This is a genomic window from Pseudomonas sp. LBUM1648, from assembly GCF_059716145.1.
Genome location: NZ_CP166808.1, coordinates 4,434,972 through 4,452,698, shown reverse-complemented (window position 1 = coordinate 4,452,698; position 17,727 = coordinate 4,434,972). Strand labels below are relative to the sequence as shown.

The following is a 17,727-nucleotide window of genomic DNA, read 5'->3' as shown; positions in this document are numbered from 1 at the left end:
GCCTCAGTCTTCCTTAGGCAACTCAATCACAAACCGCGTCCAGCCCTCAGCCGATTCGCAATGAATCTGCCCACCATGGGCCCGGACAATCGATTGAGTAATCGCCAGCCCCAACCCCGCATGTTCACTGCTGCCTTCCTGCCGCGCCGGATCCGCCCGATAAAACCGGTCGAACAACCTCGGTAACTGGTCTGCCGAAATCCCTTCACCACTGTTCTCGACGGATATTCGCACTGCGTTCGCTTGATCGAGGATTGATAAGCGCACCACACCTTCAGTCGGCGTAAACCGCAGCGCGTTATCCAGCAAGTTCGACAAGGCCCGGCGCAACATGCTGCGATCACCTTCGATTCGTGCATGCCCTTCACGAGTCAGTGTCACCCCTGCGTCCTCAGCCAAGGGCGCAAAAAACTCTATCAGCGCCTCCGCTTCGTCCGCCAACTCCAATGGCTCACGCTTGGGCATTAACAAACCGTGATCAGCCTTGGCCAGGTACAACATGTCGTTGACCAGTTGCGCCATCCATTGCAGCTCTTCGAGATTGCTGTGCAGCGCTTCGCGGTAATCCTCAATCGGCCGTGGGCGGGTGAGGGTGACTTGGGTGTGGGTCAGCAGGTTCGACAACGGCGTGCGCAGTTCATGGGCGATGTCGGCCGAAAACGCCGAAAGACGCTGAAACGAGTCGTCGAGGCGTCCGAGCATGGCGTTGAAGCTGTGGGCCATTTCCGCAAGCTCTGGCGGCATTTGCGCTTCCGGCAGTCGGGCATTGAGCGACTGCGCCGAAATCCCACGGGCTACTGCGCTCATGCGCCGTAACGGTCGTAAACCGCTGCGTGCTGCCCAAGCGCCGAGCAGCGCGGTGGCCAGTGCTGACAATCCGACGGTCAGCCAGATCAAATGCTGCATACGTTGCAGGAAGTGTTGGTGATGGGTGATGTCCAGTAACAGCGTCAATTGTGGCGAGTCGGTTTTATCCGGGTAGAGCGGGGCGTTGAGAACGCGGTAGTCGGCGCCGTCATCGCTGATGGTCGACAGACCATTTTTTCGCGGCAAGTCTTGCGGTATGCGGGGCGAACTGTCGAACCAGCGCTGCCCCTGGGCCCCGGTGATACGCAGGGAAAGATCAGCCTGCCGGCTCAGCTCATCGGCCAGTCGTGCCTGGCTTTCACTGGGCTGAACATCCTGCAGGGCCCGGCGCAGGCCGATCAGTTTGCTGTCCAGTTGTTGCTGGTCGAGTTCGATGAAGTGCGCCTCGCTGGCACGATTGAACAGCACCCCGGCAAACAGCGAAACCACGGCGGTACAAGCGGCAAACAACAAGGCCAGGCGCGAACTCAGGGACAACCGGCGCATCAGGCTGAGCGCTCTTCAAGCACGTAACCCATGCCGCGCACGGTGTGGATCAGTTTGTTGGGGAATTCGTCGTCGATCTTCAGGCGCAGTCGGCGGATGGCTACTTCGATGACATTGGTGTCACTGTCGAAATTCATGTCCCAGACTTGCGAGGCGATCAGCGATTTAGGCAGCACTTCGCCCTGGCGGCGCAGAAGCATCTCCAGCAGGGCGAACTCCTTGGCAGTCAGGTCGATGCGCTGGCCACTGCGTTCGACCCGGCGTCGAATCAGATCAAGGCGCAGGTCGGCCAGTTGCAGGCTGGTTTCCACAGCAACGGCGCTGCCACGGCGCAACAGGCTGCGCACCCGGGCCAGCAGTTCGGAGAAGGCGAAAGGTTTGACCAGATAGTCGTCGGCACCGAGTTCGAGGCCGTGCACTCTGTCCTCCACTGTGTCTTTGGCAGTCAGAAAAAGTACCGGCGTATCGAGCCCGGCACTGCGCACCGCTTGCAGGATCTGCCAGCCATTGCGTCCTGGCAGCATCACGTCGAGGATCAACAGCGCGTAATCACCGCTCAGGGCCAATTGCTGGCCGCTGTCGCCGTCGGCCACCAGTTCGGTGTTGAAACCCGCCTCGGTCAGGCCCTGACGCAGGTATTGGCCGGTTTTCGCTTGGTCTTCGACGATCAACAGTTTCATGGGCGACTCGGTGTGTAGGAACTCGGATTTTAGGATCTCAGGCTTTATAACGTGAGAGCAGGCGACAAATGCCAACCTGACAAAGTTGTAATCTGCCTGTCAGGTAGATGCCAGCGCAGGCGCGCTAGAGTTTCCCACAGGCTGAACCTTATCTTGTGGGAGTACGACTATGTTTTTGCGTAAACCTTTGGCCTTGGCCGCGTGTTTGCTGGCGCTGGGCTCGCCCGTTTGGGCAGGGCCGGCACACACCTACGACTTTGGCCAATCGGCGCCTGCGGCCAACGCCACGCGCAGCATCGAAGTGGTGATGGGCGACATGTCGTTCGATCCGAAAACCATTCAGATCAAGGCCGGTGAGACCGTTCGCTTTGTGCTGGTGAATAAAGGTCAATTGCTACACGAATTCAACCTCGGTGACGCGGCGATGCACGCCGAGCATCAGCAGGAAATGTTGCATATGCAGCAAAGTGGCATGCTCACGCCTACCGGTATGAAAGAAATGTCCCACGATATGGCGGGCATGGATCACGCTGCGATGGGCCATGGCATGAAGCATGACGACCCGAACAGTGTGCTGGTCGAGCCGGGCAAAACCGCCGAGCTGACCTGGACCTTCAGTAAAGCAACCAGCCTGGAATTTGCCTGCAATATCCCCGGTCATTATCAGGCGGGCATGGTCGGCAAACTGACTGTCAGTCAGTAAGCACTCAAAGGCGCGGGCAAAGGCTGGTAGAATCCGCTGATTATTCAGTCAGGTTTCCGCCATGCATCCCGCAGCCGAACATTCGCCGCTGGGCAAATCCAGCGAATACATCGCCACGTACACACCGTCTCTGCTTTTCCCGATCCCGCGCACCGCGAAATGGGCCGAGTTGGGCCTGACCGCCGACACCCTGCCTTATAAGGGCGTGGACTTCTGGAACTGCTTCGAACTGTCGTGGCTGTTGCCGTCGGGCAAACCGGTGGTGGCCATCGGCGAGTTCAGCATTCCGGCGGATTCGCCGAACATCATCGAGTCGAAGTCGTTCAAGCTGTACCTGAACTCGCTGAACCAGACGCCGTTCGCTGATGTTGCCAGCCTGGAAGCGACGCTGGTCAAGGATCTGTCTGCCGCTGCCGGCAAACCGGTGGGCGTGCGGGTTCGCAGTCTTAAAGACGTGGAAGCCGAAGGTGTCGTGGCGTTGCCGGGTGTGTGCATCGACGATCTGGATATCAGCGTCAGCAACTACGAGCATCCGCGTCCGGAACTGCTGCGTTGTGATGATTCGAAGGTTGTGGAGGAGAGCGTGCATAGCCACTTGCTCAAATCCAACTGCCCGGTGACCAGTCAGCCGGACTGGGGCAGTGTGGTGGTGGAATATCGCGGTGCGGCGCTGGATCATGCCAGTCTGCTGGAGTACATCGTCAGTTTCCGCCAGCACTCGGACTTCCATGAGCAGTGTGTCGAGCGGATCTTCCTCGATCTGCAACGGTTGCTGAAACCGGAGAAGTTGACGGTGTTTGCGCGGTATGTGCGTCGTGGCGGGCTGGATATCAACCCGTATCGCAGCACTGAGAGTTTGCAACTGCCGAACCACCGTCTGGTTCGCCAGTAAGACCTACAGGCAGAAATGAAAAAGCCCTGTCAGTGATGGCAGGGCTTTTTGCGTTTCGGCGGGAATCAGATCCCCATGCTGCCCAGTGTATTGATGATGTTGCGCAGCGTGCCAGCAATGGCAGGGTGTTCGACTTCAAAGCGTTCGACGGCCAGGTTGACGCCATCAGCGAGGCTGGCATCCTGGGTCTTGGTTTCGAGTTCAAGCTCCAACTCGATCTGCTGCATCAGCGTATGCAGATCTTCCCGTTCGGCCTCAGTCAGTGGCGGATTCTGTTCCAACTGCTCGCGCAGGGTATCTAGCTGTTTCTGCAATTCTTGGGCGGGCATGGTGTTTTCCTTTTATCGAGAGGCACTGGCATTGACCGCAGACGCGCGCCAAAGGTCTATGGCTGACCTTTAGATTAATCCACTCTCGACCACCCTGCATGATCCCGATCAGGGCTTTTCGCCTTTGAGGCGGCGCAGGCTGATGTCCGCCAGACAGGTTTCGAGCTCGCCCAGATGATCAATCACCGAGTGCACGCCGAGTCCGAACAACTGCATTGTCGCCTTGCCGCGCAGTTGTTCGCGCTCCTTCTGGCTCAGGGCCTGCCATTCGCCCGGCGCGAGCCCGCACAGCGAACCGCAGGAGGCGAGCCCGATTGTCCATAACCCGGCATTCAATCCCGATTGCAGCAATCGTGGTTCACCGCTGACCAGCACGCAGCCGTCGAGACTGGCGACGTTCAAGTTCATCAACGCTTGCCAGCAGGCGTTGGGAGCAGGCCACGGATTGACTGTTGCTGAATGTTGCGCCGGCTTGATCCACGCCGGCAACGAAGCCGACAGCGGTTGTGCAAGGGCGGGGGGCAATTCATCAAGCCAGGCGCACGGAATCTGCTGGCGCTGCAAACCGAGCAGGCTGTCCAGCGCGCCCAGTGTGGCATCGGCATGTTCGGGCAGGGCGACACCTCCTTGTCGGGCGCGGGCACCGAAATCCACCAGACAGCCGCTGAGGCCGAACAGCACGGCAGTCAGTCCGGGAGCAGCGAGGGGCAAGGTTTCGGCGTGTGACATGGCAACGTCCCTGAAATAACGATCAGACTAGGGCGTGCCGGTGACAGTTGGATGACAACTGTGTGAAGGGCAGCGTAGGAAACTTCTCACAGGTGCCTTTATTCGCGGACTGCCCAAAAGACCTTTTACGCTTATACTAGCGCTCTTAACGCCCAGGCCCTCGATGCCCGCGCCAGTACAAATCCAAGGAGTTTTTCTATGCGCTGGAGCCCTCCGCTCGCTCAGCTTTGTGTATATGCCGGCCTGCTGCTGGCGCCGTTGGCTGCTCAGGCCGCCACGGAAGAAGACCCTTGGGAAAGCGTCAACCGTCCGATCTTCCAGTTCAACGACTTCGTTGATACCTACGCGCTCAAGCCGTTGGCACAGGGTTATGAGTTCGTGACACCGCAATTTGTCGAAGACGGCATCCACAACATGTTCCGCAACGTCGGTGATGTCACCAACCTGGCGAACAACATCCTGCAGGCCAAACCGGCTGCGGCTGGCGTCGACACTGCGCGCCTGATCTTCAACACCACGTTCGGCCTGCTTGGCTTCTTCGACGTCGGCACCAAAATGGGCCTGAACCGCAGCGACGAAGATTTCGGCCAGACCCTCGGCTATTGGGGTGTGGGTAGCGGCCCGTACGTGATGCTGCCGTTGATGGGGCCAAGCACTTTGCGAGACGCGCCGTCCAAGTACGTCGACGGCTATACCGGCCCTTACCGTTATATCAACGACGTGCCAGTGCGTAACTCGGTGTTCGGCCTGAATATCGTCGACACCCGTGCCAGCCTGTTGTCGAGCGAAAAGCTGATCAGCGGCGACAAGTACACCTTCATCCGCAACGCCTACTTGCAGAACCGCGAGTTCAAAGTGAAGGATGGCCAGGTCGAAGACGACTTTTAATCTCGACCAGTAAGAAGAAGGCGACCCTCGGGTCGCCTTTTTTGTGTGTGCGCTTATTTCATCTGCAGAATAGTCAGGCCGAGCTTTTGGCCGCCGCCATCTTGCGCCCGGACCCAGACTACTTCGGTATCGGCTTCAAGCCCGCTGAGCGCTGCATGCTCGGAATCGATGCGCACGCTCAAACGGTCACCTACCGCGAACTGGCGCGGCGCCTCGACCTGCATGCCACTGCTGGAGAGATCGATACACACCGCTGACACCTGATCCCCTTCATGAATCAACACGACATCGGCATCGACCCGCATGCGGATGAAATCGCGTTTTTCGCTGTAGTCCCGGCCGGTTTGACTCATGGCTTCATCCTTCCATTGGGTTACGGTTTGAGCCGTTCTTATAACTCTCGGTGATTTGACAAGTAAAGTCGTCAAGCGACCATCGGCGCATGCTTGAAACGCCCCGCGGATGGGAGTACCGTCTGCGCCTTAGAAGGGCACCTCTGGTGCAACCGTGTACGGAGCAAACGCTCTAAAGCGGTGCAGCAGAGAGGCTAGAAAGCGAATCCAGTAGTCAGTGCAGGGCCTGTCGCCCCGCCAACTACGCCAACCTAATTCTGGCGCCGTTTGCCCACATGCCAAAAACCAGTGCCACGCTGCTGATAATCGATGATGACGAAGTAGTGCGCGCGAGCCTCGCGGCCTATTTGGAAGACAGTGGTTTCAGCGTCCTGCAGGCCAGCAATGGCCAACAGGGTCTTCAGGTATTCGAGCAAGACAAGCCCGACCTGGTCATCTGCGATCTGCGCATGCCGCAGATGGGCGGTCTCGAACTCATCCGTCAGGTCACCGAGCTGTCGCCGCAAACACCGGTGATCGTGGTGTCGGGTGCCGGCGTGATGAACGACGCGGTCGAGGCGTTGCGCCTGGGCGCGGCGGATTACCTGATCAAGCCTCTCGAAGATCTGGCCGTGCTCGAGCATTCCGTGCGCCGGGCCCTGGATCGTGCGCGCCTGCTGCTGGAAAACCAGCGCTATCGCGAGAAGCTGGAAAAGGCCAACCGCGAACTCGAAGCCAGCCTGAACCTGCTCCAGGAAGACCAGAACGCCGGTCGCCAGGTGCAGATGAACATGCTGCCGGAAAGTCCATGGAGCATCGACGAGTTCAAGTTTGCGCACCAGATCATCCCGTCGCTGTACCTGTCGGGTGATTTTGTCGACTATTTTCGTGTCGATGAGCGTCGGGTCGCGTTTTACCTGGCGGACGTATCGGGTCATGGCGCCTCTTCAGCCTTCGTCACCGTGCTGCTGAAGTTCATGACCACGCGTTTGTTGTTCGAATCCAAGCGCAACGGCACATTGCCGGAATTCAAGCCTTCGGAAGTCCTTGGTCATATCAACCGGGGACTGATCAGTTGTAAGCTGGGTAAACACGTCACAATGGTCGGTGGAGTCATCGACGAGGAGACCGGTTTGTTGACCTATAGCATTGGCGGCCATCTGCCTTTGCCTGTGTTGTACACGCCTGACAGTGTTCGTTATCTCGAAGGACGCGGTCTGCCGGTGGGCCTCTTCAATGAAGCCACCTACGAAGACCACGTGCTTGAGCTGCCACCGACGTTCAGCCTGACGCTGATGTCTGATGGCATTCTGGATCTTTTGCCAGAACCTACGCTCAAAGAAAAAGAAGCGGCTTTGCCCGAACGGGTGAAGTCAGCGGGCGGCAGCCTGGATGGTCTGCGGCAAGTGTTTGGATTGGCCACGCTAGGGGAGATGCCGGATGATATCGCCCTGTTGGTGTTGAGCAGGAATCTTTAATGAGTACCGGTAGAATCCAGTTCGCCGAGCAGGACGGCACCTTCGTCCTGAAGTTCGTCGGTGAAGTTCGCCTGACCCTGTGTTCGGCGTTGGATGCGACTATTGAGAAAATCTTCACCGCGCTGAATTTCAACGCGATCGTGATCGATTTGACCGAAACCCGCAGCATCGACAGCACCACATTGGGCCTGTTGGCCAAATTGTCGATCCTGTCGCGGCAGAAGGTCGGCCTGCTGCCGACCGTCGTCACCACCCACGATGACATCACCCGTCTGCTGCAATCGATGGGTTTCGAGCAGGTGTTCAACATCGTCAACCACCCAGTGCCATGCCCGGAGTGCCTGGACGACCTGCCGGATCAGGATCAGTCGGAAGAGGTTGTGCGGATCAAGGTGCTGGAAGCGCACAAGATCCTCATGGGGTTGAACGATTCCAATCGTGAAGCCTTCCATGATCTGGTGAATGCCCTCGAACGGCACTGATCCTCTGAAGTGATGTTGTCTGGGCCGGCCTCTTCGCGAGCAGGCTCGCTCCCACACTGATGCGGCGTCGATCACAAATCCCCCTGTGGGAGCGAGCCTGCTCGCGAAAGCGGCCGCAAGATCACCAAGAATTTCCCAGCTGCCACAAAAAAGGGCGAACCCAAACGGGTTCGCCCTTTTTGCATTCCAGCGACTCAGATCACAGCTTGGCTTGCAGCAATGCCTCAAGCTTTTCCTGATCACGGGCAAACTGACGGATGCCTTCAGCCAGTTTCTCGGTGGCCATCGCGTCTTCGTTGGACAACCAGCGGAACTGCGCTTCGTTCAGGCTCAGACGCGCTTCACCGGCATGACCCGGCGCCAGTTTGCGCTCCAGCTTGCCGGTGTCTGCCGCCAGCTTGTCGATCAGGTCCGGGCTGATGGTCAGGCGGTCGCAGCCGGCCAGTTGTTCAATCTGGTTCAGGTTACGGAAGCTCGCACCCATCACCACGGTCTTGTAGTCATTGGCCTTGTAGTAGTTGTAGATGCGCGTAACCGACTGCACGCCCGGATCATCGGCACCGGTGTAGTCGTTGCCGTTGGCCTTTTTGTACCAGTCGTAGATGCGGCCCACGAACGGCGAGATCAGGAACACGCCAGCATCGGCGCACGCAGCAGCTTGTGCGAAGGAGAACAGCAGGGTCAGGTTGGTCTGAATGCCTTCCTTCTCCAGCACTTCGGCCGCGCGGATACCTTCCCAGGTCGAGGCGATCTTGATCAGTACGCGGTCGCGGCCAATGCCGGCCTTGTCATACAGCTCGATCAGACGGTGCGCGCGTTTCAGCACGGCGTCTTTATCGAACGACAGGCGCGCATCCACTTCAGTGGAGATACGGCCTGGAATCACTTTGAGGATTTCCTGACCCACCGCGACGCCAAAACGGTCGCTGGCCAGGCCCACATCGCCCTTGCAGTCGCTGACGCAGGCATTCAGCAGCTCGGCGTAAGCAGGAATGGCCGCTGCCTTGAGCAGCAGGGAAGGGTTGGTGGTGGCGTCGACCGGCTTGACCCGGGCAATCGCTTCGAAGTCGCCGGTGTCGGCAACCACGGTGGTCATTTGTTTGAGTTGTTCCAGCTTGGAAGTCATGTGTGTGCTCTGTCCTGTGGGTTTGACGACATTACCCGAGCGCTGACAGCCACTCAAGGGCGGGTGCGTGTATCGACGGCCCATGCGGCAACAACCTGAAAACGATTGTTTGAAAGGGAGGGCGCGGTATCGATGAATACGATGCCAAAACCGCTCACAGGTTCAACGCAACTGACCTGCGTACAGATCAGTCGCGCATGGCCTACTGCGCGTTCAATTGAGTGGCGGCGGCCATTTTTGCCGGTTTCGGTTGCCCGCCCGAGGTCAGCAGGCCGAAGTTTTTCTCGCGATCGTTACTGCCCGAGTCACTGTTCTTCCATTCGTATATCGATGTCAGCGGGATGTTGAGTCTTTTTACATCGGCGATGAATGCGCTGATTTTGTTGGCTTGTCCGTCATTGCCACCGTTGGAGGTGAGCGCCGAGATGCCCCATTCACTGAGGACGCCGGGCAGGTGGAAGTTCTGCTGGATGAAGGCCTGCGCATTGCTGATCTGCGTGGCGGTCATGCCGTAGGGGTGATAGGAGATCGCGTTCAGGCATTTCGGGTATTCACTGACGATGCGGCTCAGCGCCACGGTTGAGGCAGAGCCGGCCGTCGGTGGCCGGGCGAAACCGTAGCCGACCCGTGGCGTCGATTGCGGTTTGTCCTGCAACGACTTGCACACCGCGCTCATGAACGGCACGAACGTCGTGTCGAAATTGCGAGTCGGCCAATAGGTTTCAAGGTCCGGCTCATTCCAGATTTCAATCGCCGCCAATTGCGCGCTGTAGGTTGTCTCCAGACCGGTCAGCGCGTTGGCAAAGGATTCGCCAGCCGTTGCCAGTTCGGCGCTATTGCCTGACGCCGAGGTCAGCGGCTTGATGGCGCGCACGGTCAGCAAAACTGGCAGGCCAGCGGATTTGGCCGCTGCAAAGGCATCACTGACCTGCTTTTGATAGGCCTTGGCGCTCAGGCTGTCGCTCCACACGCCGAAGCGCACAAAGCTGAATCCTGCTTCTTTGATGTGTGCGGCATCTTCGGCGGTGAAGTTCTGAATCTTCACCTGAACACCGATGGTTCTGGCGGGGAGGTTGGGGAACAGTTCACTGGCGTGAACCTGCGTCGCGGCACTGAGCGCCAGTAACACTGAGGCGCTGAGCCGTTTGAGATGGGCTGATTTCATGTCGGTTCTCCCGATGGGAATGACAACGGCGAATAGTTATCTTGTTACATGAATTACGAAACTAACAACGACGCTTAGTGCGCGAATGTTATTAATTGTCAGGAAGTCATTATCCGAAAATCACAGTTATTTTTAGTCCGGTAATTCTGGTTGGGGCGCTTTTGGGCCTGTGGTACTTAATACGCTGTAGTAACAGGGCGAATCTATTTCTGAGTGCATGAAGATCTAGTGGGTTCATTAAAGTTCGCTCTAGATGTTGGCAGTTTGATATTACACAGGAAAGTAAACCTTGTTCAAAAAGATCCTTGTCGTCTGCGTGGGCAATATATGCCGAAGTCCGACAGCAGAACTTCTGCTGCGTAACGCGCTGGCGCCTTCAACGATCTCGGTGACCTCCGCAGGCCTCGCCGCACGTGTCGGCGAAGGCGTTGAAGCCTCGGCGCGGCAGGTGCTGGAGGATCACGGGCACAGTGCCCAGGGGTTTCAGGCGCGGCAACTGACAGCCGACATCGTCAATGAATCAGACCTGATTCTGGTCATGGAAAAACAACACGTAAATCAAGTATTGAAAATTGCCTCTCACGCCAGAGGCAAAGTGTTTTTGCTCGGCAAGTGGCAGAGCGAGCGCGAAATACAAGATCCCTATCGTCAAGGCAAGGCCGCTTTTATTCATGCCCATGCATTGATTGAAGATGCTGTCAGCTCATGGGCACAACGTCTCGCACGTTGATGAATATTCTTCAGATCAGTGAATGGTAAGAACAGACTTATGCAGTTACCGTCAGTAATCGCCAGCCGTGATAACGATCAAGACAGTATTGATCTGCTCGGCATATTCGGCAGTTTGATTGACCAGAAGTGGTTGATCGGCGCGTTCACCGGCGCCTTCATGGCCGCCGGTGTTGCCTATGCAGTGTTGGCCACGCCCGTGTACCTGGCGAACGCGCTGGTGCAGGTCGAACCGAAAAAGAACGACATGCTCGGTTTTTCCGACCTCAACAGCATGCTCGGTGGGCAATCGCCGTCGGTGACCGAAATCGGCATCATCAAGTCCCGCGCAGTGATCGGCAAAACCGTCGATGACCTGCGTCTGGATATCGATGTCACTCCCAACCGGTTCCCGGTTATTGGCGGTTTTCTCGCCCGCCGTTATCGCGGCGAAACCGAGTTAAGCGTCGCGCCGCCGCGTTTCGGCTTCAACAGCTACGCGTGGGGCGGTGAGCGTGTGGACATCGCCCGGCTCAACCTGCCGAAAGAGCTGTTGGGCAAGAAGCTTACGCTGATCGCCGGTGAGCAAAATCACTTTCAGTTGTTCGATGAGAACGACAATTTGCTGGTCGACGGCGTCACCGGCGAAGCCTTCGCTCAAGACGGTATTGAAGGCCTGATCGCGCAGCTTTCGGCCAACCCCGGCACGCGTTTCGAAGTGGTGCGTAATCCACGGATCGTGACCATCCAGAGCTACCAGGATGCGTTGGATATCACTGAACAGGGCAAAGAGTCGGGAATTATTCGTCTGGCGCTGGCCAGCTCCGATGCGCCCGAGGCGGTGAAGATCCTCAACAAGATTGCCGCGCTCTACGTGGAACAGAACGTGCGACGCACCTCGGCTGAAGCGGCGCAAAGCCTGGCTTTTCTGCAAAGCCAGTTACCGCAGGTCAAACGCGATCTGGCCAAGGCCAGCGATGCGCTCAACGCCTACCAGACTCACGGCAAAACCGTGAATATCTCCCTGGAAACCCAATCGGTGCTCGGTCAGTCCGTGGCGCTCGAAACGCGAATTTCAGAGCTGAAAATGCAGCAGGCGGAGATGGATCGCAAGTTCACCAAGCAGCATCCGGCCTATCGCGCGTTGATGAGCCAGATCGGTGAATTGACCCAACTGCAGAAGTCACTGGAAGGCAAGGTTCAGGACTTGCCGGCCACGCAACAGGAATTGCTCAACCTGACCCGCGATGTTGAAGTTGCCTCGCAGATCTACACGCAACTGTTGAACAAATCCCAGGAGCTGGACATCGTCCGGGCCGGCGCTGTCGGCAACGTACGTTTGGTGGATGCGGCGGATGTCGACCTGACCAGTCCGGTCAAACCGAAAAAACCTTTGATCGTACTCATCGCAACGTTCCTCGGCGCCTTCCTCGGCGTGGCGCTGGTACTGCTGCGCAAATCCCTGAGCCGTGGTCTGGAAGGGCCAGAGGCCATCGAGCAACTCGGCCTGCCGGTCTATGCGTCGATTCCCTATAGCGCACTGCAACAGGAAGAGGACGGGAAAAAAGGTCGCGCTCGCGACGGCGCCGACAAACCGGCGTACCTGTTGGCATTGCGCAACCCGACGGATCTGTCCATCGAATCGATCCGCAGCCTGCGCACCTGTCTGCACTTCGCCGGCCTGGACTCGACCAACAACCGCATCATGATTTCCGGGCCGAGCCCCCAGGTCGGCAAGACCTTCGTGTCCTCCAACCTTGCCGCCGTCATGGCGCAGAGCGGCCAGCGTGTGGTGCTGATCGATGCCGACATGCGCAAAGGGCATCTGCACAAGACCCTGAACGTACCGATCGAAAATGGTCTGTCGGACTTGCTGGTCAAACGCTGCAGCGTCGAACAGGCGATCAATAAAATCGAAGGCGCCGACCTGCACTTCATCAGTCGTGGCCAAGTACCGCCCAATCCTTCCGAGCTGTTGATGCACGCCAATTTCCGCGAGCTGCTGGCGCAACTCAGCGACATGTACGACGTGGTGATCATCGATACACCGCCGCTGCTGGCCGTGACCGACGCGGCGATTGTCGGCCGTGATGCGGGCATCAGCCTGATCGTCACGCGCTTCGGGGTGAACCCGGCCAAAGAGATCGAGTTGACCATTCGCCGCTTTGCCCAGAACGGCATCGAGCTCAAAGGCGCGGTATTCAACGGCGTCGAGAAGCGCGCGTCCAGCTATTACGGCAACGGCGGCTACGGCTATTACAACTACGAATACGCGTCCGACAAGTCCTGAGTTTCAGCGGTTGTCCTTACTTTTGAAGTGGGTGAATTGTGAAGAAAATACTGCACGTGGCTGAAACGATAAAAGGTGGCGTCGCGACGGTGATCCGCACGATTTCAACGTCCCCCGAAGACGACGCTGCCAACTATCAGCTGGTCTATCTGGTCCCGCAGGATCAGGAAAAAGAACTGCACGGCATCGCACCGCAGCAGATACGTACTTTCGCCCGTACCGGGCGCAATGTGCCGTCGCTGCTGCGTTTCGCCTGGCGTCTGGCCCAGGTGATGCTCAAGGAGAAACCGGACGTGGTGCATTTGCACAGCACCTTTTCCGGGGTAATCGGTCGTTGCGTGTGTGTGCTGTTGCGACCGTGGCGCAAACCGAAAATCGTCTACTGCCCACACGCCTTTTCGTTCCTGATGGAAAGCTCGCCGACCAAGCAGAAAGTCTATGCGTGGATCGAGCGCGTGTTGCAGAAGGTCACCGACGTGATCATTTGCGTCAGCCAGTACGAACTGGATAAAGCCGCACGGTTTGGCATTGATCGCAAGCGCATGAAGCTGATCTACAACGGCATTCATCACCGCGACGATGCGGCGAAAACCCACAATCCAGAGCCTATTCACCTGCTGTTTGTTGGCCGTCTCGACTACCAGAAAGGCTTCGACGTGTTGCTCAAGGCTTACGCCAAGGTGCAGCGCAACGATCTGAAACTGACGGTGGTGGGTAGCGCTGTCAACGAGGATGCGGTCGAGTGCCCACCCATGGACTCGGTTGAATACTTGCCGTGGGTTACGCCGAGCGAAGTGCACGCGCTGTATCAAAAAGCCGATGCGCTGATCGTCCCGAGTCGTTGGGAAGGCTTTGCCATGGTGCCGCTGGAAGGCATGGCCATGGGGCTGCCGGTGATTGCCAGCAATTGCACGTCGTTGCCCGAGTTGGTCACTGACGAAGTGTCCGGTTACGTCTTTCCCTCAGGTGACCATCAGGCACTCGCCGACGTGCTTTCGAAAATCCAGAAGCCACGGTTGCTCGACCTCGGCAACGAAGGTCGCAGCATCGTCCGCGAGCGTTTCAGCGCTGCGTTGATGATTCGCCAGACCTACGATCTGTATCGCGCTCCCTCTTATTAAGTAGAACTCAAGCTTATGAACGTAACGATTTTGCATGGCTACAGTGCGTCCAACTCCGGTGACGGCCTGCTCGTCGATCTGGCCATTGCCCTGGTGCAGCGCAACTTTGGTGATGACACCGCGATCAGCGTCGTGGCTTCCGATCCCGAGTCCTTCAGCTATTTGCCGCACCCGCGTTTTGACGCGCCGGTGATGGCGGCCAAAGGTTTGGGCCGGGTCAAGCAAGCCGTGTTTCTCAATCAGTCCTACGCGGGGCTTGCCGATCTGTTGAAGAAAACCGATCTGATCGTCGGCGTCGGTGGCGGGTACATGCGCTCGAAAAGCGCTTTTGAACACATCAAACTGAAACTGGGCCACGCCAAGCAACTGGAAACCGCAATCCTCAGCAAGGTACCGTCGGTCTACCTGCCGCAGAGCATCGGCCCGTTCCACGGCGAGAGCAGCAAGATCGTCGAGCATTACGCCAGCGCCGATGCGGTGTTCGTGCGCGACAATCGCTCTTCGGCGATCTTCGATGCCTGTGAAAACGTCTACCGCGCGCCGGATCTGGCGGTGCAGTCATTGGCGAGCAAAATCCTTCTGCAACCCAAGTTCACCCGCTGCGCCTCATCGCCGGCAACCGTCTGTGTGGTGCTGCGCAAGCCGCCAGAGTGGAGCAAGGAAAAGAAAGTCGCCTACGTGGCCAACCTGAAGTTGTTGCTGCAGCGCCTGAAAAACAAAAGCAAAGTCGTCTGCGCCGTACAAAGCGCTGTGCGTGGCAACGATGACGGTGCGTTCTATCGCGAACTGGGCATCACCGAAGACCTGCTGTCGCTGAAGGCCACCATTGCTAAATATCAACCGGACCTGGTGATCTCCGTACGCCTGCACGGCGCCATCGAATCGCTGCTCTCCGGCGTGCCGGCGTACCACATCAGCTACGAGCGCAAAGGCTTTGGCGCCTATCAGGACATGGGCGTCGAGGACTGGGTCATCAACGGCGGCGACATCGATGTCGACACCATCATCAACACGGTTTACGCACCGAATGCACTGTCGAATTTCGGCAAGCGCCTGACCGATACCTGCCGCGAGATCGAGGCGAAAACCGTGGCCATGGACGACATCATCAAAGGGATCGTTCGATGATATTTCGGCTACTGCTTCGCGGCGGTGCATTAGGCGCGAAGTTTTTGCTGGTGCTGGCCATCACCCATTTCCTCGGTTATGAGGCCCTGGGTTTTTACGGCGTGGTGGTCGCGGCGTCGTTGATCGCGTCGAAGTTCTACAGCGTCGGTTTCAGTTCCGAGATCAATCGGTTGATCAGTGTTGGTGGCAGTTCGCGCCGGGTTGTCGACAAGGTTTTACTGCTGTACCTGGCGGTGGGGCTGGTGTTGTCGCTGGTGACCGTGGGGATTTACTCACTGTTCCAGCAAGTTGATGCGCCGATCGCGCTGATCGCTTGTGTGACGCTGGTGTTGCTCACCGAGCACCTGTCGTTCGAAATCAACTCGTTCGTGTTTTCCGCACAGAAAGCCACGGCGGGTGCGTTGCTGTTTTTCATCAAGACCGGCCTGTGGGCGTTGTTGGCCGTGGGCGGGATGATGCTCGGCTGGGTGTCGGGCGTCGCCAGTGTGTTGTGGCTGTGGGTCGCCGCCAACGTGCTGGTGATCATCGCGGGTTACTTGATTGTGGTGAGAGTTCATCACGGGCGAGAAGCCGGGACGCTGGCTACGGGCGCCGTGTGGAAGGCCGGGTTGCCGTTCTATCTCGGCACCGGGTTGATCGCGTTGAGTCAGTACGCCGAGCGCTTTCTGATCATCGACCTTGAACCCTACGCCAGCCTCGGTAAATACGTATACGCGTGGTCGGCCGCCAACACCTTGCAGGCGTTGTCTTACGCGGTGGTGGCGGTGGTCGGCATTCCGGTGCTGGCCAAGCGTTTTCAGGCGGATCAACAGGCGTTCACGGTCAAGCAGCTGTTCGTAAACAAGTGGGTTGCACGTTCGCTGGTGGTATCCGCTGCCGTGGCGGTGGCGATTTATCTGTTCTTCAACATCGTGCTCGATTACGTCGCCACCAGCGTGCCGCGTCCGGATAACGCGCTGCTTGCCGTGCTGATTATCTCCTTCGCCCTGCGTGCGATTGGCGACATCGTCTGGGGCGGGTTGATCGCTTCGAAAAACAGTCGGGTGTCACTCGCCAGTGCGGCGATCTGCTTGCTGGTTTCGGTGCCGGTCAGTTACGTGCTGATCAAGCACTATTCGATCTATGGCGCGGCCTGGGGCAACGTCTTCGCGATCATTGTGCAACTCGGCGTGATTGCTCTGTTGACCCGCGTGACCGGCACGAAAAAGGCTGCCGTGTCATGGGCCTGAAGTTGCCGTGCATCGAGTTTCGTGGCAAGAAACTTGATTCATACGTCTCGTTCCTGATCCTCTTCACCGGTTTGTTTCTGTCGGTGGCCATGCCACTGCTGATCCCCCGTGATCCCGGCCCGGATGCCATGACGTTGTGGTCGTCTTACGCCCGCGCCGACAACTGCAATTTCTGGAACCCGTTCTCGCCGGATCGCTCCTCCTACGAGTGTTCGGCATTCCTGCTGCGGCCCACCGGGATCAACCTGACCAATGCCTGGGCCTATGGCATGTTCTGCAACTTTTTCCTCACGGCGATTCCGGTTGTGGTGTTCCGACGCATGCCGTTGGCGATCTTCGGCACCCTGTGTCTGTGGGGCATCGTGCGCTCGTTTTTCCTGGAAAACCTGACCAAGGAAATCATCGTATCGGTGGCGGTGTTGAGCATTTTGCTCAGCTCGTTGACACGCAAATATCGCGGCGGATTTTTCCTCTCGGCGGTGATCTACGGCGTACTGATCCGGCCGTACTGGATTCTGTTTTCGCTGTCCTGGGTCGGCGTCTGCGTGATGAAGAAGTACGTGTCGCGTTTCACCTTCTTCCTGATGCTGTTCCTGTTCTACCTGGCGGTGGCCATGGCGATCCAGGTGGCGCTCGGGTTTCCGGTGTCGTCGATTCGCGCCAGCAACAACGAGTTGCGCACGGCGGGGGAGGAGGGCTCGAAGTCGTTGATCGTGTCCTGGCTCAGCGGCAGTGACTTCGTCTCGCAAGCGCTGGATTCGATGATCATCTTCTTCCGGCTGTCGTTCCCGGTGGAGCTGATTCTGCTATCGGGGCCGGGCCAGGTGATCTTTGTGGCGTTGATGATCATGACCGCGCTGCTGCTGTTCAAAGTCATCACCTCGACCGATTACAAAGGCGCGCCGATCCAGACCAAACCCAAGGAACTGATCGCGATTCCGCTGGCGTTTTTGCTGGTGCAAGGCTTGTTCGAGCCAGACTTCGGCTCTTTCGCCCGGCACTTCTCGATGGTGGTGCCGGTGCTGTTTGTCGGCCTGGGATTGATGCTGCGCGCGAACAAACCGGTGCAGGTTGAATCAAGAGTTCTGAATTGA

General features: G+C 57.9%; 18 protein-coding genes. 11 read left to right on the top strand and 7 right to left on the bottom strand.

Annotation, left to right across the window (positions count from 1 at the left end; all coding sequences use genetic code 11):
• Positions 1–3: 3 nt before the first annotated feature.
• A complete protein-coding gene (locus tag ACA043_RS20155; protein ID WP_497614977.1) occupies positions 4–1,353 on the bottom strand; it encodes a heavy metal sensor histidine kinase in 1,350 nt (449 codons plus the stop codon).
• The gene (locus ACA043_RS20150) at positions 1,353–2,033 is read right to left on the bottom strand and encodes a heavy metal response regulator transcription factor (RefSeq protein ID WP_187677537.1); all 681 of its coding nucleotides are present in this window, start codon (positions 2,031–2,033) and stop codon (positions 1,353–1,355) included. Before ACA043_RS20150 ends, ACA043_RS20155 begins: the two co-directional genes overlap by 1 nt.
• Before the next feature lie 169 nt (positions 2,034–2,202).
• Between ACA043_RS20150 and copI the strand changes: the two genes are divergently transcribed.
• Positions 2,203–2,736 (top strand): copper-resistant cuproprotein CopI, encoded by a 534-nt coding sequence (gene copI, locus ACA043_RS20145; protein ID WP_497657801.1) that lies wholly within the window; start codon positions 2,203–2,205, stop codon positions 2,734–2,736.
• A gap of 61 nt (positions 2,737–2,797) precedes the next feature.
• Entirely contained in the window at positions 2,798–3,628 is an 831-nt protein-coding gene (gene queF, locus ACA043_RS20140; protein ID WP_187677539.1) for an NADPH-dependent 7-cyano-7-deazaguanine reductase QueF, read from the top strand.
• Between the two features lie 65 nt (positions 3,629–3,693).
• On the opposite strand, the gene ACA043_RS20135 is transcribed toward queF, so the two are convergent.
• The gene (locus ACA043_RS20135) at positions 3,694–3,957 is read right to left on the bottom strand and encodes a DUF4404 family protein (protein ID WP_187677540.1); all 264 of its coding nucleotides are present in this window, start codon (positions 3,955–3,957) and stop codon (positions 3,694–3,696) included.
• Between the two features lie 108 nt (positions 3,958–4,065).
• Positions 4,066–4,686, bottom strand: a complete 621-nt coding sequence (gene pcrP, locus ACA043_RS20130; protein ID WP_497657800.1) for an HAD superfamily inactivated hydrolase PcrP — start codon at positions 4,684–4,686, stop codon at positions 4,066–4,068.
• 198 nt (positions 4,687–4,884) lie between these two features.
• Between pcrP and ACA043_RS20125 the strand changes: the two genes are divergently transcribed.
• Positions 4,885–5,574, top strand: a complete 690-nt coding sequence (locus ACA043_RS20125) for an MlaA family lipoprotein (protein WP_187677542.1) — start codon at positions 4,885–4,887, stop codon at positions 5,572–5,574.
• 53 nt (positions 5,575–5,627) lie between these two features.
• Here the strand turns inward: ACA043_RS20125 and ACA043_RS20120 are convergent, their stop codons facing one another.
• On the bottom strand, positions 5,628–5,927 hold the full coding sequence (locus ACA043_RS20120) for a PilZ domain-containing protein (RefSeq protein ID WP_187677543.1): 300 nt from the start codon (positions 5,925–5,927) through the stop codon (positions 5,628–5,630).
• 275 nt (positions 5,928–6,202) lie between these two features.
• On the opposite strand from ACA043_RS20120, the gene rssB reads away from it, so the two are divergent.
• On the top strand, positions 6,203–7,384 hold the full coding sequence (gene rssB / locus ACA043_RS20115) for a two-component system response regulator RssB (protein WP_150604487.1): 1,182 nt from the start codon (positions 6,203–6,205) through the stop codon (positions 7,382–7,384).
• Positions 7,384–7,866, top strand: a complete 483-nt coding sequence (gene rssC / locus ACA043_RS20110) for an anti-sigma factor antagonist RssC (RefSeq protein ID WP_042560140.1) — start codon at positions 7,384–7,386, stop codon at positions 7,864–7,866. The genes rssB and rssC overlap by 1 nt, the downstream gene beginning before the upstream one ends.
• A 199-nt stretch (positions 7,867–8,065) precedes the next feature.
• On the opposite strand, the gene tal is transcribed toward rssC, so the two are convergent.
• Entirely contained in the window at positions 8,066–8,992 is a 927-nt protein-coding gene (gene tal / locus ACA043_RS20105) for a transaldolase (protein WP_201237474.1), read from the bottom strand.
• A gap of 202 nt (positions 8,993–9,194) precedes the next feature.
• Positions 9,195–10,157: a glycoside hydrolase family 5 protein gene (locus tag ACA043_RS20100; protein ID WP_497657799.1), complete on the bottom strand. Its 963-nt coding sequence runs from the start codon at positions 10,155–10,157 to the stop codon at positions 9,195–9,197.
• 289 nt (positions 10,158–10,446) lie between these two features.
• Here ACA043_RS20100 and ACA043_RS20095 point away from each other — a divergent pair, with 289 nt between their 5' ends.
• Genes ACA043_RS20095 through ACA043_RS20070 form a run of 6 tightly spaced genes read left to right on the top strand, consistent with a single transcriptional unit; the run spans position 10,447 to position 17,727 of the window.
• Positions 10,447–10,887, top strand: a complete 441-nt coding sequence (locus ACA043_RS20095; protein ID WP_187677546.1) for a low molecular weight protein-tyrosine-phosphatase — start codon at positions 10,447–10,449, stop codon at positions 10,885–10,887.
• A 39-nt stretch (positions 10,888–10,926) separates the two neighbouring features.
• Positions 10,927–13,155: a polysaccharide biosynthesis tyrosine autokinase gene (locus ACA043_RS20090; protein ID WP_497657798.1), complete on the top strand. Its 2,229-nt coding sequence runs from the start codon at positions 10,927–10,929 to the stop codon at positions 13,153–13,155.
• A gap of 38 nt (positions 13,156–13,193) precedes the next feature.
• The gene (locus ACA043_RS20085; protein ID WP_187677548.1) at positions 13,194–14,276 is read left to right on the top strand and encodes a glycosyltransferase; all 1,083 of its coding nucleotides are present in this window, start codon (positions 13,194–13,196) and stop codon (positions 14,274–14,276) included.
• 15 nt (positions 14,277–14,291) lie between these two features.
• Positions 14,292–15,404: a polysaccharide pyruvyl transferase family protein gene (locus ACA043_RS20080; RefSeq protein WP_187677549.1), complete on the top strand. Its 1,113-nt coding sequence runs from the start codon at positions 14,292–14,294 to the stop codon at positions 15,402–15,404.
• On the top strand, positions 15,401–16,633 hold the full coding sequence (locus tag ACA043_RS20075) for an MATE family efflux transporter (protein WP_497657797.1): 1,233 nt from the start codon (positions 15,401–15,403) through the stop codon (positions 16,631–16,633). The genes ACA043_RS20080 and ACA043_RS20075 overlap by 4 nt, the downstream gene beginning before the upstream one ends.
• On the top strand, positions 16,624–17,727 hold the full coding sequence (locus tag ACA043_RS20070) for a hypothetical protein (RefSeq protein WP_497657796.1): 1,104 nt from the start codon (positions 16,624–16,626) through the stop codon (positions 17,725–17,727). The genes ACA043_RS20075 and ACA043_RS20070 overlap by 10 nt, the downstream gene beginning before the upstream one ends.

Bases quoted from the DNA above. Each gene is read 5' to 3' on its own strand.
- ACA043_RS20155 (WP_497614977.1), bottom strand. From the start codon at position 1,353: ATGCGCCGGTTGTCCCTGAGTTCGCGCCTGGCCTTGTTGTTTGCCGCT.
- ACA043_RS20150 (WP_187677537.1), bottom strand. From the start codon at position 2,033: ATGAAACTGTTGATCGTCGAAGACCAAGCGAAAACCGGCCAATACCTG.
- copI (WP_497657801.1), top strand. From the start codon at position 2,203: ATGTTTTTGCGTAAACCTTTGGCCTTGGCCGCGTGTTTGCTGGCGCTG.
- queF (WP_187677539.1), top strand. From the start codon at position 2,798: ATGCATCCCGCAGCCGAACATTCGCCGCTGGGCAAATCCAGCGAATAC.
- ACA043_RS20135 (WP_187677540.1), bottom strand. From the start codon at position 3,957: ATGCCCGCCCAAGAATTGCAGAAACAGCTAGATACCCTGCGCGAGCAG.
- pcrP (WP_497657800.1), bottom strand. From the start codon at position 4,686: ATGTCACACGCCGAAACCTTGCCCCTCGCTGCTCCCGGACTGACTGCC.
- ACA043_RS20125 (WP_187677542.1), top strand. From the start codon at position 4,885: ATGCGCTGGAGCCCTCCGCTCGCTCAGCTTTGTGTATATGCCGGCCTG.
- ACA043_RS20120 (WP_187677543.1), bottom strand. From the start codon at position 5,927: ATGAGTCAAACCGGCCGGGACTACAGCGAAAAACGCGATTTCATCCGC.
- rssB (WP_150604487.1), top strand. From the start codon at position 6,203: ATGCCAAAAACCAGTGCCACGCTGCTGATAATCGATGATGACGAAGTA.
- rssC (WP_042560140.1), top strand. From the start codon at position 7,384: ATGAGTACCGGTAGAATCCAGTTCGCCGAGCAGGACGGCACCTTCGTC.
- tal (WP_201237474.1), bottom strand. From the start codon at position 8,992: ATGACTTCCAAGCTGGAACAACTCAAACAAATGACCACCGTGGTTGCC.
- ACA043_RS20100 (WP_497657799.1), bottom strand. From the start codon at position 10,157: ATGAAATCAGCCCATCTCAAACGGCTCAGCGCCTCAGTGTTACTGGCG.
- ACA043_RS20090 (WP_497657798.1), top strand. From the start codon at position 10,927: ATGCAGTTACCGTCAGTAATCGCCAGCCGTGATAACGATCAAGACAGT.
- ACA043_RS20080 (WP_187677549.1), top strand. From the start codon at position 14,292: ATGAACGTAACGATTTTGCATGGCTACAGTGCGTCCAACTCCGGTGAC.
- ACA043_RS20075 (WP_497657797.1), top strand. From the start codon at position 15,401: ATGATATTTCGGCTACTGCTTCGCGGCGGTGCATTAGGCGCGAAGTTT.
- ACA043_RS20070 (WP_497657796.1), top strand. From the start codon at position 16,624: ATGGGCCTGAAGTTGCCGTGCATCGAGTTTCGTGGCAAGAAACTTGAT.